The 25,347-nt window shown below is 58.6% G+C and carries 25 protein-coding genes; 6 read left to right on the top strand and 19 right to left on the bottom strand.

From position 1 onward, the window contains the following. Positions 1–8: 8 nt before the first annotated feature. The 8 genes from ACVWXD_RS26530 to ACVWXD_RS26495 form a co-directional block, all read right to left on the bottom strand. Positions 9–893: an ABC transporter permease subunit gene (locus tag ACVWXD_RS26530; protein WP_032884233.1), complete on the bottom strand. Its 885-nt coding sequence runs from the start codon at positions 891–893 to the stop codon at positions 9–11. Beyond that, positions 890–1,810: an ABC transporter permease subunit gene (locus ACVWXD_RS26525; protein ID WP_032884234.1), complete on the bottom strand. Its 921-nt coding sequence runs from the start codon at positions 1,808–1,810 to the stop codon at positions 890–892. The genes ACVWXD_RS26530 and ACVWXD_RS26525 overlap by 4 nt, the downstream gene beginning before the upstream one ends. After that, positions 1,807–2,949, bottom strand: coding sequence for an ABC transporter ATP-binding protein (locus ACVWXD_RS26520; protein ID WP_003195240.1), 1,143 nt, complete (start codon positions 2,947–2,949; stop codon positions 1,807–1,809). The genes ACVWXD_RS26525 and ACVWXD_RS26520 overlap by 4 nt, the downstream gene beginning before the upstream one ends. 67 nt (positions 2,950–3,016) lie before the next feature. After that, a complete protein-coding gene (locus tag ACVWXD_RS26515; RefSeq protein WP_457371506.1) occupies positions 3,017–4,111 on the bottom strand; it encodes a polyamine ABC transporter substrate-binding protein in 1,095 nt (364 codons plus the stop codon). A gap of 208 nt (positions 4,112–4,319) precedes the next feature. Next, on the bottom strand, positions 4,320–5,414 hold the full coding sequence (locus ACVWXD_RS26510; RefSeq protein ID WP_032884518.1) for a polyamine ABC transporter substrate-binding protein: 1,095 nt from the start codon (positions 5,412–5,414) through the stop codon (positions 4,320–4,322). A gap of 181 nt (positions 5,415–5,595) precedes the next feature. Then, the gene (locus ACVWXD_RS26505; protein WP_032884238.1) at positions 5,596–6,960 is read right to left on the bottom strand and encodes an aspartate aminotransferase family protein; all 1,365 of its coding nucleotides are present in this window, start codon (positions 6,958–6,960) and stop codon (positions 5,596–5,598) included. Between the two features lie 58 nt (positions 6,961–7,018). Beyond that, complete coding sequence (locus tag ACVWXD_RS26500; RefSeq protein WP_032884240.1) at positions 7,019–8,377, bottom strand: glutamine synthetase family protein; 1,359 nt, start codon at positions 8,375–8,377, stop codon at positions 7,019–7,021. 80 nt (positions 8,378–8,457) lie between these two features. Further along, positions 8,458–8,697, bottom strand: coding sequence for a hypothetical protein (locus tag ACVWXD_RS26495; protein ID WP_032884242.1), 240 nt, complete (start codon positions 8,695–8,697; stop codon positions 8,458–8,460). 278 nt (positions 8,698–8,975) lie between these two features. On the opposite strand from ACVWXD_RS26495, the gene ACVWXD_RS26490 reads away from it, so the two are divergent. Together ACVWXD_RS26490 and ACVWXD_RS26485 are read left to right on the top strand one after the other, a co-directional pair. Beyond that, complete coding sequence (locus ACVWXD_RS26490) at positions 8,976–10,352, top strand: glutamine synthetase family protein (protein WP_003213894.1); 1,377 nt, start codon at positions 8,976–8,978, stop codon at positions 10,350–10,352. 220 nt (positions 10,353–10,572) lie between these two features. Next, the gene (locus ACVWXD_RS26485) at positions 10,573–11,202 is read left to right on the top strand and encodes a TetR/AcrR family transcriptional regulator (protein ID WP_032884245.1); all 630 of its coding nucleotides are present in this window, start codon (positions 10,573–10,575) and stop codon (positions 11,200–11,202) included. 128 nt (positions 11,203–11,330) lie between these two features. On the opposite strand, the gene ACVWXD_RS26480 is transcribed toward ACVWXD_RS26485, so the two are convergent. From ACVWXD_RS26480 to ssuE, 6 genes are all read right to left on the bottom strand, one after another. Continuing rightward, complete coding sequence (locus ACVWXD_RS26480; RefSeq protein ID WP_003176783.1) at positions 11,331–11,546, bottom strand: TOBE domain-containing protein; 216 nt, start codon at positions 11,544–11,546, stop codon at positions 11,331–11,333. 28 nt (positions 11,547–11,574) lie between these two features. Then, on the bottom strand, positions 11,575–12,381 hold the full coding sequence (ssuB, locus tag ACVWXD_RS26475) for an aliphatic sulfonates ABC transporter ATP-binding protein (protein ID WP_032884247.1): 807 nt from the start codon (positions 12,379–12,381) through the stop codon (positions 11,575–11,577). Continuing rightward, positions 12,378–13,166 (bottom strand): aliphatic sulfonate ABC transporter permease SsuC, encoded by a 789-nt coding sequence (gene ssuC, locus ACVWXD_RS26470; protein WP_032884249.1) that lies wholly within the window; start codon positions 13,164–13,166, stop codon positions 12,378–12,380. The genes ssuB and ssuC overlap by 4 nt, the downstream gene beginning before the upstream one ends. A gap of 9 nt (positions 13,167–13,175) precedes the next feature. Further along, the gene (gene ssuD / locus ACVWXD_RS26465; protein WP_003176786.1) at positions 13,176–14,324 is read right to left on the bottom strand and encodes an FMNH2-dependent alkanesulfonate monooxygenase; all 1,149 of its coding nucleotides are present in this window, start codon (positions 14,322–14,324) and stop codon (positions 13,176–13,178) included. A 25-nt stretch (positions 14,325–14,349) separates the two neighbouring features. Continuing rightward, on the bottom strand, positions 14,350–15,318 hold the full coding sequence (locus ACVWXD_RS26460) for a sulfonate ABC transporter substrate-binding protein (RefSeq protein WP_032884251.1): 969 nt from the start codon (positions 15,316–15,318) through the stop codon (positions 14,350–14,352). Between the two features lie 92 nt (positions 15,319–15,410). Beyond that, complete coding sequence (gene ssuE / locus ACVWXD_RS26455) at positions 15,411–16,004, bottom strand: NADPH-dependent FMN reductase (RefSeq protein ID WP_032884253.1); 594 nt, start codon at positions 16,002–16,004, stop codon at positions 15,411–15,413. Here ssuE and ACVWXD_RS26450 point away from each other — a divergent pair. Continuing rightward, positions 16,003–16,200: a hypothetical protein gene (locus tag ACVWXD_RS26450; RefSeq protein WP_143499368.1), complete on the top strand. Its 198-nt coding sequence runs from the start codon at positions 16,003–16,005 to the stop codon at positions 16,198–16,200. The genes ssuE and ACVWXD_RS26450 overlap by 2 nt on opposite strands. Positions 16,201–16,324: 124 nt before the next feature. On the opposite strand, the gene ACVWXD_RS26445 is transcribed toward ACVWXD_RS26450, so the two are convergent. Together ACVWXD_RS26445 and ACVWXD_RS26440 are read right to left on the bottom strand one after the other, a co-directional pair. Continuing rightward, entirely contained in the window at positions 16,325–16,963 is a 639-nt protein-coding gene (locus ACVWXD_RS26445) for a peroxiredoxin (RefSeq protein ID WP_032884255.1), read from the bottom strand. Positions 16,964–17,256: 293 nt separating this feature from the next. Next, positions 17,257–18,657: an OprD family porin gene (locus ACVWXD_RS26440; protein WP_260367066.1), complete on the bottom strand. Its 1,401-nt coding sequence runs from the start codon at positions 18,655–18,657 to the stop codon at positions 17,257–17,259. A 370-nt stretch (positions 18,658–19,027) separates the two neighbouring features. Here ACVWXD_RS26440 and tauA point away from each other — a divergent pair, with 370 nt between their 5' ends. Then, the gene (gene tauA / locus ACVWXD_RS26435) at positions 19,028–20,014 is read left to right on the top strand and encodes a taurine ABC transporter substrate-binding protein (protein WP_181642985.1); all 987 of its coding nucleotides are present in this window, start codon (positions 19,028–19,030) and stop codon (positions 20,012–20,014) included. Positions 20,015–20,146: 132 nt separating this feature from the next. Here tauA and argA read toward each other — a convergent pair whose 3' ends face one another. Both argA and argE read right to left on the bottom strand, forming a co-directional pair. Next, positions 20,147–21,448, bottom strand: a complete 1,302-nt coding sequence (gene argA / locus ACVWXD_RS26430; protein WP_032884260.1) for an amino-acid N-acetyltransferase — start codon at positions 21,446–21,448, stop codon at positions 20,147–20,149. Between the two features lie 135 nt (positions 21,449–21,583). Further along, complete coding sequence (argE, locus tag ACVWXD_RS26425; RefSeq protein WP_032884262.1) at positions 21,584–22,732, bottom strand: acetylornithine deacetylase; 1,149 nt, start codon at positions 22,730–22,732, stop codon at positions 21,584–21,586. A 158-nt stretch (positions 22,733–22,890) separates the two neighbouring features. Between argE and ACVWXD_RS26420 the strand changes: the two genes are divergently transcribed. Continuing rightward, positions 22,891–24,258: a CYTH domain-containing protein gene (locus tag ACVWXD_RS26420; RefSeq protein WP_032884264.1), complete on the top strand. Its 1,368-nt coding sequence runs from the start codon at positions 22,891–22,893 to the stop codon at positions 24,256–24,258. A 90-nt stretch (positions 24,259–24,348) separates the two neighbouring features. Here ACVWXD_RS26420 and ACVWXD_RS26415 read toward each other — a convergent pair whose 3' ends face one another. Next, positions 24,349–24,813 (bottom strand): Lrp/AsnC family transcriptional regulator, encoded by a 465-nt coding sequence (locus tag ACVWXD_RS26415; protein WP_032884266.1) that lies wholly within the window; start codon positions 24,811–24,813, stop codon positions 24,349–24,351. Between the two features lie 127 nt (positions 24,814–24,940). Between ACVWXD_RS26415 and ACVWXD_RS26410 the strand changes: the two genes are divergently transcribed. Beyond that, positions 24,941–25,279: a hypothetical protein gene (locus ACVWXD_RS26410; protein WP_032884268.1), complete on the top strand. Its 339-nt coding sequence runs from the start codon at positions 24,941–24,943 to the stop codon at positions 25,277–25,279. Positions 25,280–25,347 lie beyond the last annotated feature (68 nt).

The raw sequence follows: 25,347 nt of genomic DNA, 5'->3' as shown, positions 1-25,347 counted from the left end.
GCAGGCCTTTAGACCGGCGCTGGAGCCCGACGCCTGTCCGGCTGCTGCCAGCCATCGGCAGCGGCTTCTTCGATGGCTTGCTGGATGGCCTTCTTGCGCATCTCTTCGGCACGACGGCTGAAGAACCACACCAGGAAGGTCACCAACGACACCGCCAACAGAATCAGGCTGGCGACGGCGTTGATCTCAGGTTTAACCCCAAGACGCACCGCCGAGAACACCTCCATCGGCAACGTCGTCGAACCCGGGCCCGAGACGAAGCTGGCAAGTACCAGGTCATCCAGGGACAGCGCAAACGACATCATGCCGCCTGCCGCCAACGACGGCGCGATCATCGGGATGGTGATCAGGAAGAACACCTTCCAAGGCCGCGCGCCGAGGTCCATGGCCGCCTCTTCAATCGACAGGTCCAGCTCACGCAAACGCGCCGACACCACCACCGCCACATACGCCGCACAGAACGTGGTGTGGGCGATCCAGATGGTGACGATGCCACGTTCCTGGGGCCAACCGATCATCTGCGCCATAGCCACGAACAGCAGCAACAGCGACAGACCGGTGATCACTTCCGGCATCACCAACGGCGCGGTCACCAGGCCGCCGAACAACGTGCGGCCCTTGAACTGGCTGATGCGCGTCAGCACAAACGCCGCCAACGTACCCAGCGCAACAGCGGCCACCGCCGTGTAGCAGGCGATTTCCAGGGAACGTGCCACCGAGCCCATCAACTGGGTGTTGTCCAGCAGGCCCACGTACCACTTGATCGACCAACCGCCCCACACCGTTACCAGCTTGGATTCGTTGAACGAGTAGATCACCAGGATCAACATCGGCAGGTAGATGAACAACAACCCCGCCACCAGCATGAAGCTTGAGAAACTGACGCGCTTCATATCTTGCCCTCCATCTCTTTGGCTTGGCTGCGGTTAAACAGAATGATGGGCACGATCAGGATCGCCAGCATCACTACCGCCAGGGCAGACGCCACCGGCCAGTCACGGTTGTTGAAGAACTCTTGCCACAACACTTTACCGATCATCAGGGTTTCCGGGCCGCCCAGCAGTTCCGGAATCACGAACTCGCCCACCACCGGAATAAACACCAGCATGCAGCCGGCGATGATGCCGTTCTTGGACAGCGGCACGGTGATTTTCCAGAAGCTGTTGAAGGTGCTCGAACCCAAGTCGGATGCGGCTTCCAGCAGGCTCTGATCGTGCTTCACCAAGTTGGCGTACAGCGGCAGGATCATGAACGGCAAGTACGAATAGACCACGCCGATGTACACCGCGATGTTGGTGTTGAGGATCTGCAGCGGTTCGTTGATCAGCCCCATGGACATCAGGAAACCATTGAGCAAGCCGTTATTGCTGAGGATGCCCATCCACGCATACACGCGGATCAGGATCGCGGTCCAGGTCGGCATCATGATCAGCAGCACCAGCACGGTCTGCATCTCTTTGCGCGCAGTGGCAATGGCATACGCCATCGGATAGCCGATCAGCAGGCACAGCAACGTGCTGAAGAACGCCATCTTCAGCGAGCCCAGGTACGCAGCGATATACAGCTCATCACCTGCCAACAAGCTGTAGTTGGCCAGGTTCAGCACCACTTGCAGCTTTTGTTCAACGTAGGTGTAGATCTCGGTGTACGGCGGGATTGCCACGTCGGCTTCGGCAAAGCTGATTTTCAGGACGATGAAAAACGGCAGGGCAAAAAACAGGAACAGCCACAGGAACGGAATCCCGATGACCACCTGCTTGCCGCTCGGGACGAGGCGGTTCAAGCGCCGCTTGAGCTTTTTTGTGTTCATGAGCGAAGTACCACGCCGCTGTCGTCTTCCCACCACACGTAAACCTGATCACCCCAGGTCGGCCGCTGACCACGGCGCTCGGCGTTGGCGACGAAGGACTGCACCAGCTTGCCGCTCGGCAGTTCCACGTAGAACACCGAGTGGCCGCCCAGGTAAGCGATGTCGTGCACCTTGCCGCTGGACCAGTTGTGCTCGCAGGTCGGCATTTCGGTGGTGACCAGCAGTTTTTCCGGGCGGATGGCGTAGGTCACCGACTTGTCTTCCACCGAGGTGGCGATGCCGTAGCCCACGTAGATGTCGCGGTCCAAGTCCGGGCACTTGAGCACGGCGTGGCCTTCGGCGTCGTCCACCACTTGGGTGTCGAAAATATTGACGTTACCGATGAACTCGCACACCAGGCGGCTGGTAGGGGTTTCGTAGATATCGATCGGGCTGCCGATCTGTGCGATCCAGCCCAAGTGCATGATTGCGATGCGTTCGGCCATGGTCATGGCCTCTTCCTGGTCGTGGGTCACCATCACGCAGGTCACGCCGACGCGCTCGATGATCTCCACCAACTCCAGTTGCATCTGCGAACGCAGTTTCTTGTCGAGGGCGCCCATGGGCTCATCGAGCAGCAGCAGTTTCGGGCGCTTGGCCAGGGAGCGGGCCAGGGCCACACGCTGACGCTGGCCGCCGGACAACTGGTGCGGCTTACGTTTGGCGTACTGGCTCATCTGCACCAGCTTGAGCATTTCGGCTACGCGGGCGTCGACTTCGGCCTTGGGGATCTTGTCCTGTTGCAGGCCGAAGGCGATGTTCTGCGCCACGGTCATGTGCGGGAACAGGGCATAGGACTGGAACATCATGTTAATCGGCCGCTCGTACGGCGGCATGTCGGTGATGTCCACACCGTCGAGGTAGATGCGACCCTCGGTCGGGCGCTCGAAACCTGCGAGCATGCGCAGCAGCGTGGATTTGCCCGAACCCGAACCGCCGAGCAAGGCGAAGATCTCGCCTTTCTTGATTTCCAGGGACACATCGTCCACGGCAATCGTCTCGTCGAACTTCTTCGTGACCCGGTCGATTTTGACCAACACCTTCTTCGGTGTCTGGTCCCCTTCGAGGGCTTTCTTGTAGGCGCCGGAGGCAACTGCCATTTACGAAACTCCCAGAAAAAAAGAGTGCAGAGCGCCCAATACGGACGACCCTTGGATAATTTGAGCCTTACTTGCCCGTCTTGACCTTGGTCCAGCTACGGGTCATTAAACGTTGCACTTTCGGGGGTAGCTCGAAGTTGACGAATGTCCGATCGAGAACCGCCTGCGGTGGGTAAACCGCTTCGTCGGTGCGTATCGATTGCTCCATCAGTTTGTCCGCCCCTGGGTTAGGGTTGGCGTAACCGACGTAATCACTGACCTGGGCGATTACCTCAGGTTGCAGCAAATAGTTGATGTAGGCGTGGGCCTGTTTAACGTTGGTGGCGTCCTTGGGGATCGCCAGCACGTCAAACCACAGGTTGCCGCCTTCTTTTGGAATCGCGTAGGCGATGTTCACGCCCTTACCTGCCTCAGCCGCACGGGCCTTGGCCTGAAACACATCGCCAGAGAAACCGGCCGCCACACAGATGTTGCCGTTGGCCAGGTCCGAGATGTATTTGGACGAATGGAAGTAGGTCACGTAGGGCCGTACTTTAAGCAGCTTTTCTTCGGCCTTTTTGTAGTCTTCAGGGTTGGTGCTGTTAGGGTCCAGGCCCATGTAGTTGAGCACCGCCGGCAGCATTTCATCTGCCGAGTCCATGAACGACACACCGCAGGTGGCCAGCTTCTTCATGTTTTCCGGCTCGAACAGCACAGCCCAGGAGTCGATCTTGTCGACGCCCAACACTTCCGTCACTTTGTCGACGTTGTAACCGATGCCGTTGGTACCCCAGAGGTACGGCACGGCGTACTGGTTGCCTGGGTCGTTCTTTTCCAGGCGTTTGAGCAAGGCCGGGTCAAGATTTGCGTAATTCGTCAGCAGCGATTTGTCGAGTTTCTGAAACGCCCCAGCCTTAATCTGCTTGCCGAGGAAGTGGTTGGACGGCACGACTACGTCGTAGCCGGTACGTCCGGCCAGCAACTTGCCTTCCAGGGTTTCGTTGGAATCAAACACGTCATACACGGGCTTGATGCCGGTGGCCTTTTCGAAGTTGGCCAGGGTGTCGGTACCGATATAGTCCGACCAGTTATAAATATGCACCGTCGATGCGGCCTGCACGCTGACAGCCAGCGTGACACCTGCGCCCACCAGCATGGCTTTGCGAAATAAAGAAATTGGCAAGTGGAGGTCCTCTTAAATAGTTGGGCCTGAAGTTGTTGCCCGGCAACAAAACCGGCGCGCAACTTACCCTCGATAAACCGATCCGGCAAAACTTTCTGTCATTTAATGTGCGGGAGGTGGTTTACCCCCGATGGCGGTGTGTCAGCTTGCGCATGTGTTTCTGATACAACGCCATCGGGGGCAAGCCCCCTTCCACAGGTTTTAAGGCTTACTTGCCCGATTTGATCTTGGTCCAGCTGCGCGTCATTTCGCGCTGAGTTGCGGCTGGCAAGTCAGCAATGGCGTAGAGCTTGGCTTGCACATCGGCTGGCGGGTAGATGCCCGGATCGCTGGTGATGTCTTTGTCGACCAGTGCGGTGGCCTTCTCGTTACCGTTCGGGAAACGCACGCTGTTGGTGATCGACGCCATGACTTCCGGCTTGAGCAGGTAGTTCATGAACTTGTAAGCGGCGTCGACGTTTTCGGCATCTTTAGGGATGGCGACCATGTCGAAGAAGCTACCAGCGCCTTCTTTCGGAATGTCGTAGGCAACTTTCACTTTGCCACCGGCCTCAGCCGCGCGGGATTTAGCCTGCTGGATATCACCCGAGTAACCCACGGCCACGCAGATGTTGCCGTTGGCCAGGTCCGAGATGTACTTGGAGGAGTGGAAGTAGCCGATCGAAGGACGGATCTTCAGGAAGAGCGCTTCGGCTTGCTTGAGGTCCTCTTTCTTCTGGCTGTCGGTCGGCAGGCCCAGGTAATGCAGCGCGATTGGCAGCATTTCGGTCGGCGAATCGAGGAAGCTCACGCCGCAGCTTTTGAGCTTGGCGATGTTCTCAGGCTTGAGCAGGATGTCCCACGAGTCGATCTTGTCCACGCCCAGCGCAGCCTTGACCTTCTCCGGGTTGTAGCCGATGCCGATCGAACCCCACATGTACGGGAAGGCGTGCTTGTTGTCCGGGTCGCTGACCGACACGGCTTTAAGCAGGGACTTGTTCAGGTTGCTGTAGTTGGACAGCTTGGACGTGTCCAGCTCCTGGTAGACACCGGCCTTGATCTGCTTGGCGAGGAAGTTGTTCGACGGCACGACGATGTCGTAACCGGACTTGCCTGCCAGCAACTTGGCTTCCAGGGTTTCGTTGCTGTCAAAAACGTCGTACACCACTTTAATGCCCGACTCTTTTTCAAAGTTGGCGATGGTGTCCGGTGCAATGTAGTCGGACCAGTTGTAGACGTGCAGCACCTTATCGTCTGCCTGGGCCGCGCCCGCCATTGCGCCCATCAGGGACAAGGCGAGGAGGGTCTTGCCAGCGTTCTTCAAACCTAATGCCTTCATTTGGTGATGCTCCAATTTTTCTTTTTTGGGCCACGTTTTTTCATGTTCTGCGGCCCTTCCAGAGGGCAACAAAACAGGGCGACAGTCTGGCAAGTTAAGGGGCCGGCTTTCAACCAAAGCCCCTACATTTATAACTGCCCAGTGCTCTGCGCACTGAGCCTAGCACTTAGCCCTGCAATGCCGCCAAAGTCAGATCCAGGCACTTGCGCGCCTTGGTCACCAACTCATCGATCTCAGCCTTGCTGATCACCAGTGGCGGGGAAATGATCATGGTGTCGCCCACGGCGCGCATGATCAGGCCATTGTTGAAACAGAAGTTGCGGCAAATCATGCCCACGCCTTTGCCTTCATAACGCTTGCGCGTGGCCTTGTCCTGCACCAGCTCAATGGCGCCCAACAGACCCACTCCGCGAACTTCGCCCACCAACGGGTGATCATTGAGCTCGCGCAGACGACGCTGCAAATAGGGTGCCGTTTCGCTGTTGACCTGCTCGATGATTTTTTCATCACGCATGATGCGGATGTTTTCCAGGGCCACCGCTGCGGCCACCGGGTGACCGGAGTAGGTAAACCCGTGGTTGAAATCGCCGCCTTCGTTCAGCACCTCGACCACTTCGTCGCGCACGATCAGGCCGCCCATAGGGATGTAACCCGAGGTCAGGCCCTTGGCGATGGTCATCATGTCTGGCTTGAGGTCGTAGAAATCGCTACCGAACCACTCACCGGTACGGCCAAACCCGCAGATGACTTCGTCGGCCACAAACAAGATGTCGTATTTAGCGAGGATTTCCTTGATGCGCGGCCAGTAAGTGGCGGGCGGGACGATCACGCCACCGGCACCCTGGATCGGCTCGGCAATAAAGGCACCGACGGTGTCCACGCCCAACTCGAGGATCTTCTCTTCCAACTGGTTGGCGGCCCAGATCCCGAACTCTTCGGGGCTCATGTCGCCACCTTCACCGAACCAGTACGGCTGGGCGATGTGGGTGATGCCCGGGATCGGCAAGTCGCCCTGTTCGTGCATATAAGTCATGCCACCCAGGCTCGCGCCGGCCACGGTGGAGCCGTGGTAGCCGTTCTTACGGCTGATGATGGTTTTCTTGTTCGGCTGGCCTTTGATCGCCCAGTAGTGGCGGACCATGCGCAACATGGTGTCGTTGCCTTCGGAGCCGGAACCGGTGAAGAACACGTGGTTCATGCCGGCGGGTGCGATGTCGGAAATGGCTTTGGCCAGCTCCAGCACAGGCGGGTGAGCGGTCTGGAAGAACAGGTTGTAGTACGGCAGTTCTTTCATTTGTTTGGCGGCGGCGTCAGCCAGTTCATCGCGACCATAACCGATCGCCACGCACCACAGGCCGGCCATGCCGTCGAGGATCTTGTTGCCTTCGCTGTCCCACAGGTAAACGCCGTGGGCTTTGGTGATAATCCGTGGGCCTTTCTCTTTCAATTGCTTGAAGTCGCTGAACGGCGCCAGGTGGTGATCGTTGCTCAAGGCTTGCCATTCACGGGTTTGCGGGTTGTTGCTGGACATACCAATCTCCTAGACTTTTCAGTTAAGGGCGCGCGGGTTACCCCGTGCGCCCGGCGCATCAGACGGCGAAGAGCAGGAATTCCCGCTCCCACGAACTGATCACGCGCTTGAAGTTTTCATGCTCGGCCCGCTTGACCGCGACGTAGCCTGTGATGAATTTCTGACCCAGGTATTTCTCGATGGTCTTGCTGTTTTCCATGCGTTCCAGGGCGTCTTCGATGGTCAACGGCAGACGCAGGTTGCGTCGTTCGTAACCACGACCTACCACCGGTGCGCTCGGGTTATGGCCTTCGACCATGCCGATGTAGCCGCACAGCAAACTGGCGGCAATCGCCAGATAAGGGTTGGCGTCGGCCCCCGGCAGGCGGTTTTCTACGCGGCGGTTCTGCGGGCCGGCATCCGGTACGCGCAGTCCGACGGTGCGGTTTTCTTCGCCCCATTCCACGTTGACCGGCGCCGAGGTGTCGGGCAGGAAACGGCGGAACGAGTTCACGTTGGGAGCAAACAGCGGCAGCAATTCAGGGATGAATTTCTGCAGGCCGCCAATGTGGTTGAGGAAGAGCTGGCTCATGCTCCCGTCTTCATTGGAGAAGACGTTCTTGCCAGTCGCGATGTCGATGATGCTCTGGTGCAGGTGCATCGCGCTGCCGGGCTCGCCGGTCATCGGCTTGGCCATAAAGGTGGCCGCCACGTTGTGCTTGAGCGCTGCTTCACGCATCGTGCGTTTGAACACCAGGATCTGGTCAGCCAGGGACAGCGCATCGCCGTGACGGAAATTGATTTCCATCTGCGCGGTACCGTCTTCGTGGATCAGCGTGTCGAGGTCCAGCTCCTGCAGTTCGCACCAGTCGTAGACGTCTTCGAACAGCGGGTCGAATTCGTTGGCGGCTTCTATAGAGAAGGACTGACGACCGGTCTCCGGGCGCCCGGAACGGCCAATCGGCGGTTGCAGCGGGAAGTCAGGGTCTTCGCAGCGTTTGGTCAGGTAGAACTCCATCTCCGGCGCCACGATGGGCTGCCAGCCTTTGTCGGCGTAGAGCTTGAGGACTTTCTTGAGCACGTTGCGCGGCGACAGCTCGATCGGGTTGCCTTGCTTGTCGTAGGTATCGTGGATCACCTGGGCAGTGGGCTCGATGGCCCAAGGCACCAGGAATACCGCGTTCTGGTCGGGGCGGCAGATCATGTCGATATCGGCCGGGTCGAGCAATTCGTAATAGATGTCGTCTTCGACATAGTCGCCGGTCACGGTCTGGAGCAGAACGCTCTCGGGCAGGCGCATGCCTTTTTCGGCGATGAACTTGTTGGTCGGCGAGATCTTGCCCCGGGTGATGCCGGTGAGGTCGCCAATCATGCATTCGACTTCTGTGATCTTGTGGTCTTTCAACCAATCGGTGAGCTGGTCGAGGTTGTTACTCATAAATGCCTCTGGGCTGGGTTTCCTGGCATCCATTAAAGGCCAGGCGTTGGTTGACGCAGCATCCGCGTCGTTTTGTTCATTCAGGGTAGGAGCTTACCTGCCATTTGCTGCAGCGTTGCATTCCTCACGCCAAAGTCGTGCAGAATCATGATCGGTTCCGTGGACGGGAGCCGGTCAGAGGCAGTTGAGGTGGCAAAGAAGAGGTCGGACTGGCCGTCAAGAATATTGGCCGGTGCAGGGACATTCACGCGGGGCGAACGAACTGCGGACAACGCCTGGCTGGAGCAGGCAGAGACGCCGAGCGGCGGCAGGTGAAACATGAAGCACCCCGGTATTATTGCTGTTATGGGTTTGAATCGAGCTTAGCCTTGTTCATTTTTTTACACAACACCCCCGTAAAAAATACAACACGGCCCGCTCAAGCCTGCGAGTCCCAAGCGAATCAAATGCAAAAAACCGCCCCAAAAAGCCCCAAAAATGCCTTCACGGCGCTTTTTTAGGGCAAAAAAGGCCTCGCTTGACTTCGGCATGCCGTTCGGGTTGACTGAAACCAGAAAAGATCAATGATTGATATTTTTAACAACAAAGGTGTTGCATCATGTCGGTACCCCCGCGTGCCGTTCAGCTTAACGAAGCGAACGCGTTCCTTAAGGATCATCCTGAGGTTCTGTACGTAGACCTTCTAATTGCGGATATGAATGGTGTGGTGCGCGGTAAGCGCATCGAACGCACCAGCCTCCACAAGGTTTACGAGAAGGGCATTAACCTGCCTGCCTCTTTATTTGCCCTGGATATCAACGGCTCGACGGTGGAAAGCACCGGCCTGGGTCTGGACATCGGTGATGCTGACCGAATCTGTTATCCAATCCCCGACACCCTGTGCAATGAACCTTGGCAAAAGCGCCCTACCGCGCAATTGCTGATGACCATGCACGAACTTGAAGGTGAACCTTTCTTCGCCGATCCACGCGAAGTGCTCCGCCAAGTTGTAAGCAAATTTGACGACCTCGGTCTGACCATCTGCGCTGCCTTCGAGCTTGAGTTCTACCTGATCGACCAGGAGAACGTGAACGGCCGCCCGCAACCGCCCCGCTCGCCGATCTCCGGCAAACGCCCGCACTCGACACAGGTCTACCTGATCGACGACCTCGACGAATACGTCGACTGCCTCCAGGACATCCTGGAAGGTGCCAAAGAGCAAGGTATCCCGGCTGACGCCATCGTCAAGGAAAGTGCCCCGGCGCAGTTCGAAGTGAACCTGCACCACGTCGCCGACCCGATCAAAGCGTGCGATTACGCTGTACTGCTCAAGCGCTTGATCAAGAACATCGCCTACGACCATGAGATGGACACCACCTTCATGGCCAAGCCTTACCCAGGCCAGGCAGGCAACGGGCTGCACGTACACATTTCGATTCTGGACAAAGACGGCAAGAACATCTTTGCCAGCGAGGATCCCGAGCAGAACGCCGCATTGCGTCACGCGATCGGCGGTGTGCTGGAGACCCTACCCGCCCAAATGGCGTTCCTGTGCCCTAACGTTAACTCCTACCGTCGTTTCGGCGCACAGTTCTACGTGCCGAACTCGCCGTGCTGGGGCCTGGATAACCGCACCGTGGCGATTCGCGTACCGACCGGCTCGTCCGACGCCGTACGTATCGAGCACCGTGTAGCCGGCGCCGACGCCAACCCTTACCTGTTGATGGCTTCGGTCCTGGCAGGCGTGCACCACGGTCTGACCAACAAGATCGAACCGGGCGCACCCGTGGAAGGCAACAGCTACGAGCAGAACGAGCAGAGCCTGCCGAACAACCTGCGCGATGCCCTGCGCGAGTTGGACGACAGCGAGGTGATGGCCAAGTACATCGACCCTAAATACATCGATATCTTCGTCGCCTGTAAGGAAAGTGAGCTGGAAGAGTTCGAACACTCCATCTCCGACCTTGAGTACAACTGGTACCTGCATACCGTCTAAACGACGGCTGCAGAAAAAAGAGCGCCGCAGACCTTATGGTCTGCGGCTTTTTTTTTGGGTTTCTTCCAGAAGACCGAGCCAGCCTCATCGGGGGCAAGCCCCCTCCCACATTTGAATGTTCACAGATCAAAGTGTGGGAGGCGGCTTGCTCCCGATGGCGGCCTGGAAGACAACACAGACTCCTACTCATACAATGCCCGCTGCCTTGTAGGAGACTTCCATGACCACCCGCCCCGCCGCCCCTCGCAAACCCCGCGCACGCAGCCAGGCGCGGATCGACGCGATTCTCGACGCCGCCCGCACCTTGCTGGCCGCCGAAGGCGTGGCCGGCCTGTCGATCTACAGCGTGGCCGAGCGCGCGCAGATTCCGCCGTCGTCGGTGTATCACTTTTTCGCCAGTGTGCCCGCGTTGCTGGAAGCATTAACCGCTGACGTCCACGCAGCATTCCGCGCGGCCATCCAGGCCCCCATCGACCATGACTCACTCAAGCACTGGCGGGACCTGTCCTACGTGGTCGAGCAGCGCATGCTCACCATCTACAGCAACGACGCCGCCGCGCGCCAATTGATCCTGGCCCAGCACGGGCTGACCGAAGTAACCCAGGCGGATCGTCAGCATGATCTGGAATTAGGGGATTTGATGCTGGCGGTGTTCAGCCGTCACTTCGAAGTGCCGACCTTGCCGACTGATGTGGATGTGTTTGCGCTGGCGTTGGAACTGAGTGATCGCGTCTACGCGCGCTCGGTGCATCAGCATGGGCTGATTACGCCGCGGATGGCCGAGGAAGGGATGCGTGTGTTTGATGCGTATGTGGGGCTGTATTTACCGGCGTATCTGCCTAAGCGCTGAACCCTGGGTTGGCTGGGCGGGCCTCATCGGGGGCAAGTCGAATCGTCGCACCGCCCCTCCCACATATTGATCTGTGAACACATTCAAAATGTGGGAGGGGGGCTTGCTCCCGATAGCGGTCCAAGTGATCACAACTTGGCGATCGACACCTCAGTCGACTTCACGAAGGCAATCACTTCGCTGCCGATCACCAGCTCCAGCTCTTTGACCGAGCGAGTAGTGATCACGGAAGTGACGATACCGGACGCGGTCTGCACGTCGATTTCCGACAGCACGTCGCCGACTACGATTTCCTTGATGGTGCCTTTGAACTGGTTACGCACGTTGATAGCTTTAATAGTCATGGTGTTCTTCCTTCGCGGGACAAGTGAGTTATTGAGCCCAACGCAATTGCGTAGGCAGCGGTGAAACAGGTTCGGGTTCCGGCGGTGTACCGGGCAGCGACAGCACACGGTTGAGCACTTCAGCTTCCAGTGCGGCCAGGCGGTGTGAGCCACGGGCACGCGGACGTGGAAGATCAACGATCAGATCGAGGCCGATCTCGCCGTCTTCGATCAGGATCACCCGGTCGGCAATCGCCACCGCTTCGCTGACGTCATGGGTCACCAGCAACACAGTGAAGCCGTGCTTCTGCCAAAGGTTTTCGATCAGTTGCTGCATCTCGATGCGAGTCAGGGCATCCAGAGCCCCCAACGGTTCATCAAGCAGCAGCAGGCGCGGTTGGTGGATCAGCGCACGCGCCAGGGCGACACGTTGCTTCTGGCCTCCCGACAGAGCCGCCGGCCATTCATTGGCACGCTCGGCCAGGCCGACCGCTTCCAACGCCTCCAGCGCTTTAGGGCGCCAGTTGCCGGTGAGCCCCAGACCCACGTTGTCGATGATCTTTTTCCACGGCAGCAAACGTGCTTCCTGGAACATCAACCGCGTGTCTTCAATCGCTTCGCTCAGCGGCGCAGAACCGGCCAGCAACTCGCCGCCGCTGGCTTTGTCCAGGCCGGCCAGCAGGCGCAGCAAGGTACTTTTGCCGCAACCGCTGCGGCCGACCACGGCCACGAACTGACCCGCCGGAATGTGCAGATCAATCTCTTTGAGCACTTCCCGTGCGCCGAAAGATTTGCGCAATTTGCGCACCGCCAGAGGAATTCCCTTCAGCAGGCGCGGAGGTTGTTGAGCTGTCATGCCGCACCGCCTTTATTCACTTGATACGCCGGGTGCCAGCGCAACCAAACCCGCTCCAGACCGCGCGCGGCCAGATCGGCGAGTTTGCCGAGGATCGCGTACATCACGATGGCCAGTACCACCACGTCGGTTTGCAGGAATTCACGGGCGTTCATTGCCAGATAGCCGATGCCCGAGCTGGCGGAGATGGTTTCCGCAACGATCAGCGTCAACCACATAAAGCCCAGAGCAAAGCGCACGCCCACCAAAATCGAGGGCAGCGCACCCGGCAGGATCACTTGCCAGAACAGGCTGAAACCGGACAAACCGTAGCTGCGCGACATTTCCACCAGCGCCGGGTCGACGTTGCGGATGCCGTGATAGGTGTTCAGGTAGATCGGGAACAACGTGCCGAGGGCGACCAGGAAAATCTTCGCGGTCTCGTCAATCCCGAACCACAGGATCACCAGCGGAATCAGCGCCAGGTGCGGCACGTTGCGGATCATCTGCACCGAGCTGTCCAGCAGGCGCTCGCCCCATTTCGACAAACCGGTGATAAAGCCCAGCGCCAGGCCGATGCTGCCACCGATCACAAAGCCCAGGCCGGCGCGCCAGCCACTGATGGCCAAGTGCGTCCAGATTTCGCCGCTGGCCACCAAGTGAACACCGGCTTCAATCACCGCACTGGGCGCCGGCAGAATGCGCGTCGACAACCAGCCCGCCGACACCGACAACTGCCACACCGCCAGTAATAGAATCGGCAGCACCCAAGGCGCTACGCGATGGCTCAATTTTTCAAAGTTCATAACGCCGCCTCAGCTCTGTGACGCAGCTTTGGGAAGGATGTCGTTGGCGACCATTTCACCGAACGGGCTGACGTAACCGGCGCTTTTCGGCAGTTCGGGACGTTCGATGTCCAAGTGCGGAAACAGCAGTTCAGCCACCCGATACGACTCTTCCAGGTGCGGATAACCGGAGAAGATAAAGGTGTCGATGCCAAGCGCAGCGTACTCCTTGACCCGCGCCGCAACGGTTGGGCCATCGCCCACCAGCGCGGTGCCCGCACCGCCACGCACCAGGCCGACACCGGCCCACAGGTTGGGGCTGACTTCGAGGTTGTCGCGGTTGCCGCCATGCAAGGCAGCCATGCGCTGCTGGCCGACGGAATCGAAGCGCGCCAAGGAAGCCTGGGCACGGGCGATGGTGTCGTCGTCCAAGTGGGAGATCAGTTTGTCGGCGGCTTTCCAGGCCTCATCGTTGGTTTCGCGCACGATCACATGCAGGCGAATGCCGAAGCGCACGGTGCGCCCGAGTTTCGCGGCCTTGGCCCGTACCTGTTCGATTTTCTCGGCGACTGCGGCCGGTGGCTCGCCCCAGGTCAGCACCATCTCCACCTGTTCGGCTGCCAGGTCCTGGGCCGCTTCGGAGGAACCGCCAAAGTACAGCGGCGGACGCGGTTGCTGGATCGGCGGGTAGAGCAACTTGGCGCCTTTGACGCTGATGTGCTCGCCGTCGTAATCCACGGTTTCGCCTTCCAGCACGCGGCGCCAGATGCGGGTGAATTCCACCGAAGCCTGGTAGCGCTCTTCGTGACTGAGGAACAAGCCATCACCGGCCAGCTCTTCCGGGTCACCACCGGTCACCAGGTTGAATAACGCACGGCCGCCGGACAGTCGATCCAAGGTCGCGGCCTGACGCGCCGCCACCGTCGGGGAAATGATCCCGGGGCGCAACGCGACAAGGAATTTCAAACGCTGGGTCACCGGGATCAGCGAGGCGGCCACCAGCCACGAGTCTTCGCAGGAGCGACCAGTGGGGATCAGCACCCCGCCGAATCCCAAGCGGTCAGCGGCCTGGGCCACTTGCTGCAGGTAACCGTGATCAACGGCGCGAGCGCCTTCGGCGGTGCCAAGGTAATGGCCGTCACCGTGGGTAGGCAGGAACCAGAAAATATTGAGGCTCATGGAGTTGTCTCCTGAAGAAGTCGAATTACGGCGCTTTGGCCACAGCGGCGGGTGGCGTCCAGATCACGTCCTTGATGCTCAAGGGTTTGGGGATCAATTTGAGTTGGTAGAAGCTGTCGGCGATCTTTTGCTGGGCGGCGACCACTTCAGGGGTCAGGAACAGCGCGCCGTAGCCTTGGCGTTTCACCGAAGTCAGGGTGATATCCGCCGGCAGGCCGAGCAGTGGCGCGACTTGTTCAGTCACTTCCTGGGGGTTGGCCTTGGACCACTCGCCCACGGCGCGCACTTCTTCAATCAGTGCCTTGACCACTTCAGGGTGCTGCTCGGCGTAGGGCTTGGTCGCCAGGTAGAACTGATGGTTGTCGGCGATGCCGGTGCCGTCACGCAGGGTGCGGGCTTGCAATTGTTTCTCGGCGGCAGCTTGGTACGGGTCCCAGATCACCCAGGCGTCTACGCTGCCACGCTCGAACGCGGCGCGGGCATCGGCGGGCGGCAGGAACACGGTTTGTACGTCGGTGTATTTGAGGCCAGCGTCTTCCAGGGCACGTACCAGCAGGTAGTGCACGTTGGAGCCTTTGTTGAGCACGATTTTCTTGCCCTTGAGCTCGGCCACCGATTTGATCGTCGAGTCTTTCGGTACCAGGATCGCTTCACTGGTGGGCGCTGGCGGCTCGTAGGCCACGTAGAGAAGATCGGCACCGGCGGCCTGGGCGAACACCGGCGGGGTTTCGCCGGTAACGCCGAAGTCGATGGAGCCCACGTTCAGGCCTTCAAGCAGTTGCGGACCACCGGGAAACTCGGTCCATTGCACCTGCACGCCCTGGGCGGCCAGACGCTTTTCCAGGGTGCCCTTGGCTTTGAGCAGCACCAACGTGCCGTATTTCTGATAGCCGATCCGCAGTGTCTCGGCGGCTTGAGCTTGAACGATGGCGCCGAAGGACACAGCCGCAGCAAACAGTGCGACCAGACCACGACGCAAGATGACAGTGCGCATGGCGCTCTCTCCAAATATGCGATTAGGGTTTTGGCTGCACCTGCTTGGCCGTTAGCGGCTGAGTAAGGTGAGTGTTTCTTAAAGGGTGAGGCTCAGATGCTCCAGCGAGCAGTCAACAAACGGTCATTCAACACATGGGGGTCCAGCGGTTTAGGGCGGCGGGCCATGGCGCTGTAGAGCGTTTCCAAAGCCTCATGCAAACGGTGTTCAAGCACCGGCACCAGTTGCGCCTGGGCGCTGCCTTCGGCGTAAGCAATCTGGCTATCTTCGGCAAAAATGCCGTGGAGCAATTCCTGGGCTTTCAACGCCGACAACACTGGCTTGAGCGCGTAGTCCACCGCCAACATATGGGCGATGCTGCCGCCGGTTGCCATCGGCAATACGATCTTGTGGGCCAGGGCGCGTTCGGGCAGCAGGTCGAGCACGGTTTTCAGCGCACCCGAGAACGAAGCCTTGTACACCGGCGTGGCGATCACCAGGCCATCTGCATTAGCCACCTGTTGCAGCAAGTCGATGACCTTGGGGCTATCGAAGCGCGCGTGCAGCAAGTCTTCGGCCGGGAAGTCCCGTACCTGATAACTCACCACTTCAACGCCTTTGTCTTGCAACCATTGACGGGTTTTTTCCAGCAAGACCCCGGAGCGGGAACGCTGGCTGGGACTGCCTCCAAGTGTTACGACCAACATGCAGGAATTCCTTGAGCAAGTGCCGGCGGTTCGCTGTGCGGCGATGGCGCCAATATGTGACAGACCTTATCAGCAGATTTATATATCTATAAATCTTATTTTTTCATTTGTTTATTCTTTAAATGCATATGCAGTTCGTAAACCGCCAGGCGAAAAAAAAGGCCGTAAAAACGGCCTGAAAACCCCTGCTATGTGATTCGGTTTGCAACTTGAAATGCAGTCAAAATGTGGTGGCTTGCTCCCGATTACGGTGTGTCAGTGACCAACGAATTGGCTGATCCACCGAAATCGAGGGCAAGCCCCTCCCACACAGTTATGTGCTAACGATTGGGCTGTGGAGTAAGCCGCAGATACGGCTTCACCGCCCGATAACCCTTCGGAAAGCGCTTCTTGATCTCTTCCTCATCCTTGAGCGACGGCACGATCACCACTTCATCACCGTCCTGCCAGTTGGCGGGAGTGGCGACTTTGTAGTTGTCGGTCAGTTGCAGCGAGTCGATGACCCGCAGGATTTCGTGGAAGTTGCGACCCGTACTGGCCGGATAAGTGATGGTCAGGCGAATCTTTTTGTTCGGGTCGATCACGAACAGAGAGCGCACCGTGAGGGTGTCATTGGCGTTTGGATGGATCAGGTCGTAAAGGTCCGAAACCTTGCGGTCGGCGTCGGCGAGGATCGGGAAGTTGACGATAGTGTTCTGGGTTTCGTTGATGTCTTCGATCCACTTGTGGTGCGAATCCACCGGGTCGACCGACAGGGCGATGGCTTTGACGCCGCGCTGGGCGAATTCGTCCTTGAGCTTGGCGGTAAAACCAAGCTCGGTGGTGCACACCGGGGTGAAGTCCGCCGGATGGGAAAACAACACACCCCAGCTATCGCCCAACCATTCGTGGAAACGAATCTTGCCGGCGCTGGAATCCTGTTCGAAGTCGGGGGCGATATCGCCCAGTCTTAGGCTCATGGTGTGGCTCCTGGTGAGTGCTTATGGAGCCCACTGTGCATGGATTAGAGATTATTTAAAAAGAATAAATATCGATTTATCTAGACGATAAAGGAATATTAAAAATGTGTTCATTGGACGCCGGAAACGGTGAAGGGCACCATCGTTTCCAAGGTTCGAGAAGGCCTTGAGACGCTGTACAAAGAGGGGTTCAGGAAGGGCTTGCGGGGGTTGAGCCCGACTTGAAAAGCAAGACACCTTGCCCGGCGTTGCGCCGGGCAAGGTTTTTACAGTCTTACAACAGCTTCAAGCTACTAGAACAGTGGCAGCGAGTAGCTGACGATCAGGCGGTTTTCGTCCTGATCGCGCTGGCCGGCAATATCGTTGCGCCACATGGCGTTTTTCCAGGCTACGCCAACGTTCTTCAGCGGACCTTGTGGCACGACGTAGGCAACAGTGATGTCACGTTCCCACTCGCTCGCGCCGTTGGAGTTTGTCTGGACCTGAGCAACACCCACTCGGCCACGGGTATCGATATTGTCGCCACGCAGGTAAACCACACCAGCGGTCAAGCCAGGTACGCCAATCTTGGCGAAGTCATACGCGTAGCGAGCTTGCCAGGTACGTTCGCCAGCACGGGCAAACTTGGCAATCTGCGAGTCAGTGGTCAGATAAGCCGACGCACCATCGCCCTGGTTCAGGAACGGGAAGTCACTGTTGCCGTTGCTGGCCTGGTAACCGCCACCGAAGGTGTGACCTTCAACGGTGTACAGAAACAAGCCGCTGTACAGGTTGTTGTCGACTTTACCTTTGACGATATTAGCGCCGGCGGCGTTAGTACCGTAGTCACCGCTGGTGAAGTAGTTGGCGTCGTTGCTGTTGTTACCGTCAGAGCGGCTATTGAAGTAGCGCAAGTCGGTTTTCAACACGCCAGGACCGATAGCCCAGTTGTGCAGCAGGCCCAGGAAGTGTTGCTTGTAGAACTGGTCCAGATTGCCGTAGTAGTACTGGGCAGTCAGGTCTTTGGTGATCTTGTAGTCGCCACCGGCATAGATGAACTTGTTGCTGTCGCGACCCGCAGCAGTACGACCGTTGGCACCTGCGATGGACAGGTTTTCAACGTTGCTGGAGTTACGACCCTTGGCCTTTTCGATCTGACCCGCTACCAGCGTGAAGTCCTTGATATCGTTGGTAGTAATCTGGCCACCCTGGAAGGTTTGCGGCAGCAGACGACCATCGTTGGTCACCAGAACCGGCAGCTTTGGCTGCAGCGTGCCCAGCTTCAATTCGGTCTGGGAGATCTTGGCTTTGGCAGTCAGGCCCAGGCTGGAGTAGTTATCAACGGCTTCGCCGTTGGACTTGCTCGGGAAAACCGTGCCGCCGTAAGAACCAGCGTTGCCGTTCGAAGGTTTAGTGGCGCCGTTGGTGCCGCCGCCCGAATCCAGACGCACGCCCAGCAGGCCGATAGCGTCAAGACCAAAGCCTACGGTGCCTTGGGTGTAACCGGAGATGAAGCGCAGGTCGAAAGCCTGGCCCCACTCTTCCGACTTGTTCTGCGCGCCGGCTGCTTTGGTAGCGTCGTCACGGTTATCAGTGTTGATGTAGAAGTTACGCAGACCCAGTGTGGCCTTGCTGTCTTCGATGAAACCGGCAGCGCCTGCGTGCTGGGCGATTGCGCCCAAAGCTACAGCCAAAGCCAAGGTGGACTTCTTCATGTACCGCTCCTCTCATTTCTAATTTTTGTATTTCTTTGGTCTCGGGTCTGACGCCCTCGATCCACAGATGCGCGATTACCACCGGATAGTGACTGACAAGTCAATCGTAACCTTGTGTGTCTACTACCTTCGTCTAATCGCAGTTGATTTGGTCCCTGCAGGGTAATGAGTTTTTCATACACCCAAAAAGAATTATTTCATTCTTTTTCATACGATCTGGGAATAAGCCTTTGCATGAAAAGGACCGGTCAGAATAGACCACCCGCTCCATAAGCTAATTCCTAAAGGGTATTTATTAGCGCTTTTTTAGATCGATTAGTGTGACGACTCTGCTGCATACGTCACCCACGATCAAAAAGGCGACGCCATCATGGCCAAACGCATATCCTCCCGTCAATTTGTTACAGTTTTTGTGTCACTAATAGTTTCTTTTGCTGTCCAAGCCGCCGATTTGACCATCGGCTACCAAACCGGCATCGATCCCAGCAAGGTCCCACAGGCCGATGGCGCCTATGAAAAGGCCATTGGCGAGAAGATTGCCTGGCGCCGCTTCAACAGTGGTCCGGAAGTCGTAACAGCCATCGCCTCCGGCGATGTGCAAATCGGCAACCTCGGGTCCAGCCCCCTGGCAGCTGCTGCCTCGCGCAATCTACCCATCGTCGCGTTCATCGTATCGGCGCAGATCAATAGTTCTGAAGCCCTGGTAGTTCGCAACGGCAGCGGCATCGATAAACCCGAAGACTTGATCGGCAAGACGATCGCGACGCCCTTTGTCTCGACGTCTCATTACAGCCTGCTCGGCGCCTTGAAGCACTGGGGTCTGGACACCAAGCAAGTCAAAGTGGTCAACCTGCAACCGGCTGAAATTGCCGCTGCGTGGAAACGTGGGGATATCGATGGAGCCTTCGTGTGGTCGCCTGCGCTGGGAGAAATCCGCAAGACCGGCAAAACCCTGACTGACGCGGCCCAGGTGGGCCAGTGGGGTGCTCCGACGTTTGAAGTCTGGGTGGCGCGCAAGGATTTTGCGGAGAAACATCCTGAGGCAGTTGCCAAGTTTGCCAAGGTGACCCTGGACTCGTTCGCCGATTATGCCGCCCATAAAGACAGCTGGACGGTGGACTCGGAGCCGGTGCAGAAAATCGCCAAATTGACAGGCTCTAATGCCGCGGACATTCCCGAGCTGCTGGCAGGCACCACATTCCCGGATGCCCAAGCGCAGCAAACCGATGCGCTGCTCAAAGGCGGCACGGCGAAGGCGATTGGGGAGACAGCGAAATTCTTGAAGGAGCAGGGGAAGGTTGAGACGGTGCTACCGGACTATTCGGCCTTTGTGACCGACAAATTCATCAAAGACTAAACTCGGTAAAAAACGTGGGAGGGGGCTTGCTCCCGATGGTGGTGTATCAGTCGACATCTCTCTGACTGATACACCGCTATCGGGAACAAGCGCCCTCCCACATTTGGATCTCCAGCGCTTTGAAGATCGGGTTTACAGCGCCTTTTCGAAAATCTTCGAATTACGCTGATAGTTGTACAGCGACGCCCGCGCCGACGGCAGTCGGTCCACAGTACTCGGTACAAAACCACGCTCACGGAACCAGTGCGCGGTGCGAGTGGTGAGGACGAACAAGGTCTTCAAGCCTTGGGCACGGGCGCGTGTTTCGATGCGCTCGAGTAACTCATCACCACGACCGCCATGGCGATACTCCGGGTTCACCGCCAGGCACGCCAGCTCACCCGCATCCGAATCGGCAATCTGATAAAGCGCCGCACAGGCGATGATCATGCCTTCGCGCTCGACCACGCTGAACTGCTCGATTTCACGCTCCAGCACTTCCCGCGAACGGCGTACCAGGATGCCCTGCTCTTCCAGCGGGCTGATCAGATCAAGCAAACCACCGACGTCTTCGATCGCCGCTTCGCGCACCAGTTCGAATTGCTCCTGGGCCACCAGCGTGCCGCCGCCATCGCGTGTAAACAGTTCGGTGAGCAGCGCGCCATCTTCGGCGTAGCTGACGATATGGCTGCGCCCTACCCCGCCCCGGCAAGCCTCGGCCGCGGCATCGAGCAGTTCGGCCTGGTAGTTGCTACTGCCCAGGCGTTGCAGGTGAGCCGGTACTTGTTGCGGACGCAGTTCGCGCACCAACCGGCCATTTTCATCGATCAGGCCGAGGTCGGCGCCGAACAGCAACAGTTTGTCGGCTCCCAGGTCGATGGCGGCGCGGGTGGCGACGTCTTCGCAGGCCAGGTTGAAGATTTCACCGGTAGGCGAGTAACCCAATGGCGACAGCAGCACGATGGAGCGCTCGTCCAGCAGGCGATTAATACCTTTGCGGTCGACCCGACGCACTTCGCCGGTGTGGTGATAGTCCACGCCTTCCAACACGCCGATCGGGCGCGCGGTCACGAGATTGCCGCTGGCCACGCGCAGGCGCGAGCCTTGCATCGGCGACGAGGCCATGTCCATCGACAAGCGCGCTTCAATAGCGATACGCAGGTGGCCGACGGCGTCGATAACGCATTCCAGCGTCGGCGCGTCGGTGATACGCATACCTTCGTGATAAGCCGGGATCAGGCCGCGCGCTTCAAGGCGCGCTTCGATCTGTGGGCGCGAGCCATGAACCAGCACCAGCCGCACGCCCAGGCTGTGCAGCAGCACCAGGTCGTGGACGATATTGCCGAAGTTGGGATGGTCCACACCGTCGCCAGGCAGCATGACTACAAAAGTGCAGTCGCGGTGGGCGTTGATGTAGGGCGAAGCGTGACGAAGCCAATTGACGTATTCGGGCATAACACCTGGGCCTGTAATAAAAAGCAGCCAAAAAAGGATGAATCGTGAAAACGCACAGCGGGCTGATGGTTATCGTCGGAACAGGCTTGGCGACACGCTCGCTCTCCTTCTATGTACGAATAGGCTGGGGTTAATTTATGCAGGTTTCAGGCAGTAATGGTCGATCAGTTCCCGCAATAGACGCACTGTAGGCGTCAAGCGTGACATTTCGAGGTACTCACCCGGTTGGTGGGCGCAGGCGATGTCGCCAGGGCCAAGCACAAGGGTTTCACAACCAAGGCGCTGAAGATAAGGCGCTTCGGTGCCGAACGCTACTGCTTCGGCACGATGACCGGTCAATCGTTCCGCAACCCGCACCAGTTCGGCGTCTTCCGATTGTTCGAACGGCGGCACCTCGGGGAACAGCGGCGCATAGTCGATCTTGACCTGATGCCGCTCGGCCAAGGGTTCGAGCTTCTGCCGGATGGCTGCACGCAACACCTGTGGGTCCATGCCCGGCAAGGGCCGCAGGTCGAACTCCAGGGAGCACTGACCGCAGATGCGGTTCGGGTTGTCGCCGCCGTGGATACAGCCGAAGTTCATGGTCGGCTGCGGTACGCTGAATTGCGGGTTGCGGTACTCGCGCTGCCAGGCCAGGCGCAGGCCACGCAACTCGCCGATGGCATCGTGCATGGCTTCGAGGGCGCTGTGGCCCAGGCTTGGATCCGACGAGTGGCCGCTGCGCCCAAGGATGTCGATGCGCTCCATCATCACGCCCTTGTGCAGGCGGATCGGCTTGAGCCCGGTGGGCTCGCCGATCACCGCCGCACGGCCCAGAGGGCGCCCGGCTTCGGCCAGCGCGCGGGCGCCGGACATGGAACTTTCTTCGTCGCAGGTGGCGAGGATCAATAGCGGTTGCTTGAACGGTTGGTCCAGCAGCGGCAACACCGCTTCGATGGCCAGGGCAAAAAAGCCCTTCATGTCGCAACTGCCCAATCCTACCCAGCGGCCGTCGACTTCCGTCAGCTTGAGCGGGTCGGTTTTCCACAGGGCGGCGTCATAAGGGACGGTGTCGCTATGACCGGCCAGCACCAGTCCACCGGGGCCGCTGCCGAAGCTGGCCAAGAGGTTGAACTTGCCGGGGCTGACTTGCTGGATGTCGATGGCAAAACCCAGATCACCCAGCCAACTGGCGAGCAAATCGATCACGGGCCGGTTGGTCTGGTCGAGAGACGCTTGGGTGCAACTGACCGACGGCGCGGCAATCAAGGCGGCAAACTGCTCTTTCATGGACGGTAACGGCATGCGCGGTCTCTCAACTTCCCGGATGAGCCCCACTATAGAGCCATCTGCACGACACAATAAACCGTTGCGGCACGTTGCCGGGCTCAGTCCTGTACACTGCACGACCTTGGCAGCCACACTTTTCCCCGGCTGCGCTCCCGATCCTGGATTTTCCGGCCATGCAGAAAGAAACCGAAATCAAGCTACGCGTCAGCCGCGAAACACTCGCCGCGCTGCGTGAGCACCCGTTACTGAAAAAACGCAACAAAAGTGGCTGGGAACGCCGTGAGTTGATGAACCAGTACTTTGACACCCCCGAGCGCGACCTGGCCCAGGCAAAAGTCGCCCTGCGCCTGCGCAAAGACGGTGACGACATTATCCAGACCCTCAAGACCCGTGGCCAAAGCGTCGCCGGTTTGTCGGAACGCAATGAGTACAACTGGGACCTGCCCAAAGCCAAGCTCGACGTGAAGAAACTCGACGGCGAATGCTGGCCCGAGCAATTGGCCGAGCTGGACAAGAAGACCCTCAAGCCGATCTTCACCACCGACTTCGTGCGTGAACGCGCTGAAATCGCCTGGGGCCGCGGTAAGGCCAAAGTCGTGATCGAAGCCGCCCTGGACTTGGGCCACGTGGTGGTCGGCAAACAGAAAGAAGAAATCTGCGAGCTGGAGTTGGAACTGCGTGAAGGCGAACCAGCGGCCCTGCTGGAGCTGGCCGCTGAACTGGCCGCGACGCTTGCCCTGATGCCGTGCGATATCAGCAAGGCCGAGCGCGGCTATCGCCTGTACGACGCCAGCAGCTACTCCCTGAGCCTGCCGGCGCCGCAGATCCACGCCGAAATGCCGTTGGACGACGCCTTTGCCGCGATCATGTGGCACCTGTTGGGCAGCAGCCAACGCCTGGCCGAACAATATCGCTTCAATGGCCACTGGCGCCTGCTGCAAGACTGGGTCGACAACCTCGGCGAATTGCGCGCCCTGATCGGCAGCCTCGGCCAGGCCGCACCGCGTCAATCCACCAGCGAACTGCGCAGCGTACTCGATGCCTTGCTGGAAGATTGGCGCCCACTGGTACAAGCCGGTGACGACGATGAAGACATCCGCAAAGCCGCACCGGAGCAATTCGTCGAAGAGTTGGAAGACGTGCGTTGGGGCCTGTTCTCACTGAACCTGTCGCGATGGCTGCTCGCCCGCACCTGGACCGCCGACCGCAACGTGCGTGGCAACCGTCAGGGCGCTGCGCAAATCACCAACTGGCTGCCACGCCTGTTGGCCGAAGATGCCGTCGCCCTGCAACTGCCGCGCTACCAGCAACAACCGGAAGACCTGGCCGAGCAACTGCCGCGTATCGAACGCATCCAGGCCTGGCTGCACCATGCGCGTAACGTGGTGGATATTCCTGAGCTGGACCGTTTGTACGGCGAACTGAACAAGTTGGCGCAATTGGCCAACCAGCCGATCACTGATGAATCGCTGGATGCGCGTATGCATCAGGCGATTGCGGTGTATCAGAACCGTGCCTGGAAGACTCTTCTGCGTCTGTAATACCACCATCGGGGGGCAAGCCCCTCCCACATTTGGACGCGTTTCAACTGTGGGAGGGGCTTGCCCCCGATGAAGCCCCCGCTGTCAGCGCTAGACTGGCAGGGAAGTGGTGGACTTGATTTCCGACAACGCCACAATCGAATTCACCTCCTGAATCCCCGGCACCATCGACAATTTCTCAAAGAAAAACCGCTCGTACGCCTCGATGTCCGACGTCACGATGCGCAGCAGAAAATCCACCGCCCCCATTAGCACATAGCACTCCAACACTTCCGGAAAGCCGCGAATCGCATCGGTGAACTCAGTGAAGTTGGATCGGCCGTGGGCGTTGAGTTTGACCTCGGCAAAAATCTGCGTGTTGAGGCCGATCTTCTTGCGATCCAACAACGTCACCTGCCCGCGGATCACACCTTCCTCCTTCAGCCGCTGGATTCGTCGCCAGCATGGCGACTGGGACAAACCCACCTGTTCGGCAATCTGTGCACTGGAAAGCGAAGCGTCCTCCTGCAACAGGGCCAGGATGCGACGGTCGTAAGCGTCTAACTCGCTATGCATAGAAATACCTATTATTGAATCGAACTTGAATTGATCTATTCGATTTTTAGCAAAACATGCCCATCTTAGATAAGAAATCTCCGCTGGCGAATGTAAAAATTCCTTCCATCGAATCTGGAGAGTCAGCATGCACGCCGTCGAAACCATCCAACCTGCTGCGCGCGCCGATGCGTGGGCTGTCACCAGCGCCCATTGCCAGGCGCACTACCAGATCGTCGCCGAGGCGGAGCCCGATGTGTTGTGCCGAGTACTCAACTATTTTGCGTTGCAGTTTCTGACGCCTCGGCACGTCGCCGTGAATCGGGAAGACGACCTGCTGAACATCGATATCGTGATCGATGGCCTGAGCTGGCATCGAGCCCAAGTCATCGGTGAAAAGATTCGAAACCTGATCAGCGTGTGCGCGCTGGACATGTGGTCAGCTGATTCCGTGGGGCCTATAGCGGTGGTTGCAGCCGCTCAGTAAAGACCTGCAACACACACTGGGAGGATGAAACTCGGGAGCTGGCTAGCCTGAAATTTCGTCCAAGGCTA

This window comes from Pseudomonas sp. TE3911, from assembly GCF_054062775.1.
The sequence above is the reverse complement of the archived record's forward strand: the minus strand, read 5'-3'. Positions and strand labels throughout refer to the sequence as shown.

Coding starts and splice junctions, on each gene's coding strand:
- ACVWXD_RS26530 (WP_032884233.1), bottom strand. CDS start 893: ATGAAGCGCGTCAGTTTCTCAAGCTTCATGCTGGTGGCGGGGTTGTTG.
- ACVWXD_RS26525 (WP_032884234.1), bottom strand. CDS start 1,810: ATGAACACAAAAAAGCTCAAGCGGCGCTTGAACCGCCTCGTCCCGAGC.
- ACVWXD_RS26520 (WP_003195240.1), bottom strand. CDS start 2,949: ATGGCAGTTGCCTCCGGCGCCTACAAGAAAGCCCTCGAAGGGGACCAG.
- ACVWXD_RS26505 (WP_032884238.1), bottom strand. CDS start 6,960: ATGTCCAGCAACAACCCGCAAACCCGTGAATGGCAAGCCTTGAGCAAC.
- ACVWXD_RS26500 (WP_032884240.1), bottom strand. CDS start 8,377: ATGAGTAACAACCTCGACCAGCTCACCGATTGGTTGAAAGACCACAAG.
- ACVWXD_RS26495 (WP_032884242.1), bottom strand. CDS start 8,697: ATGTTTCACCTGCCGCCGCTCGGCGTCTCTGCCTGCTCCAGCCAGGCG.
- ACVWXD_RS26490 (WP_003213894.1), top strand. CDS start 8,976: ATGTCGGTACCCCCGCGTGCCGTTCAGCTTAACGAAGCGAACGCGTTC.
- ACVWXD_RS26485 (WP_032884245.1), top strand. CDS start 10,573: ATGACCACCCGCCCCGCCGCCCCTCGCAAACCCCGCGCACGCAGCCAG.
- ACVWXD_RS26480 (WP_003176783.1), bottom strand. CDS start 11,546: ATGACTATTAAAGCTATCAACGTGCGTAACCAGTTCAAAGGCACCATC.
- ssuB (WP_032884247.1), bottom strand. CDS start 12,381: ATGACAGCTCAACAACCTCCGCGCCTGCTGAAGGGAATTCCTCTGGCG.
- ssuC (WP_032884249.1), bottom strand. CDS start 13,166: ATGAACTTTGAAAAATTGAGCCATCGCGTAGCGCCTTGGGTGCTGCCG.
- ssuD (WP_003176786.1), bottom strand. CDS start 14,324: ATGAGCCTCAATATTTTCTGGTTCCTGCCTACCCACGGTGACGGCCAT.
- ACVWXD_RS26460 (WP_032884251.1), bottom strand. CDS start 15,318: ATGCGCACTGTCATCTTGCGTCGTGGTCTGGTCGCACTGTTTGCTGCG.
- ACVWXD_RS26450 (WP_143499368.1), top strand. CDS start 16,003: ATGCAGGAATTCCTTGAGCAAGTGCCGGCGGTTCGCTGTGCGGCGATG.
- ssuE (WP_032884253.1), bottom strand. CDS start 16,004: ATGTTGGTCGTAACACTTGGAGGCAGTCCCAGCCAGCGTTCCCGCTCC.
- ACVWXD_RS26445 (WP_032884255.1), bottom strand. CDS start 16,963: ATGAGCCTAAGACTGGGCGATATCGCCCCCGACTTCGAACAGGATTCC.
- ACVWXD_RS26440 (WP_260367066.1), bottom strand. CDS start 18,657: ATGAAGAAGTCCACCTTGGCTTTGGCTGTAGCTTTGGGCGCAATCGCC.
- tauA (WP_181642985.1), top strand. CDS start 19,028: ATGGCCAAACGCATATCCTCCCGTCAATTTGTTACAGTTTTTGTGTCA.
- argA (WP_032884260.1), bottom strand. CDS start 21,448: ATGCCCGAATACGTCAATTGGCTTCGTCACGCTTCGCCCTACATCAAC.
- argE (WP_032884262.1), bottom strand. CDS start 22,732: ATGCCGTTACCGTCCATGAAAGAGCAGTTTGCCGCCTTGATTGCCGCG.
- ACVWXD_RS26420 (WP_032884264.1), top strand. CDS start 22,891: ATGCAGAAAGAAACCGAAATCAAGCTACGCGTCAGCCGCGAAACACTC.
- ACVWXD_RS26415 (WP_032884266.1), bottom strand. CDS start 24,813: ATGCATAGCGAGTTAGACGCTTACGACCGTCGCATCCTGGCCCTGTTG.
- ACVWXD_RS26410 (WP_032884268.1), top strand. CDS start 24,941: ATGCACGCCGTCGAAACCATCCAACCTGCTGCGCGCGCCGATGCGTGG.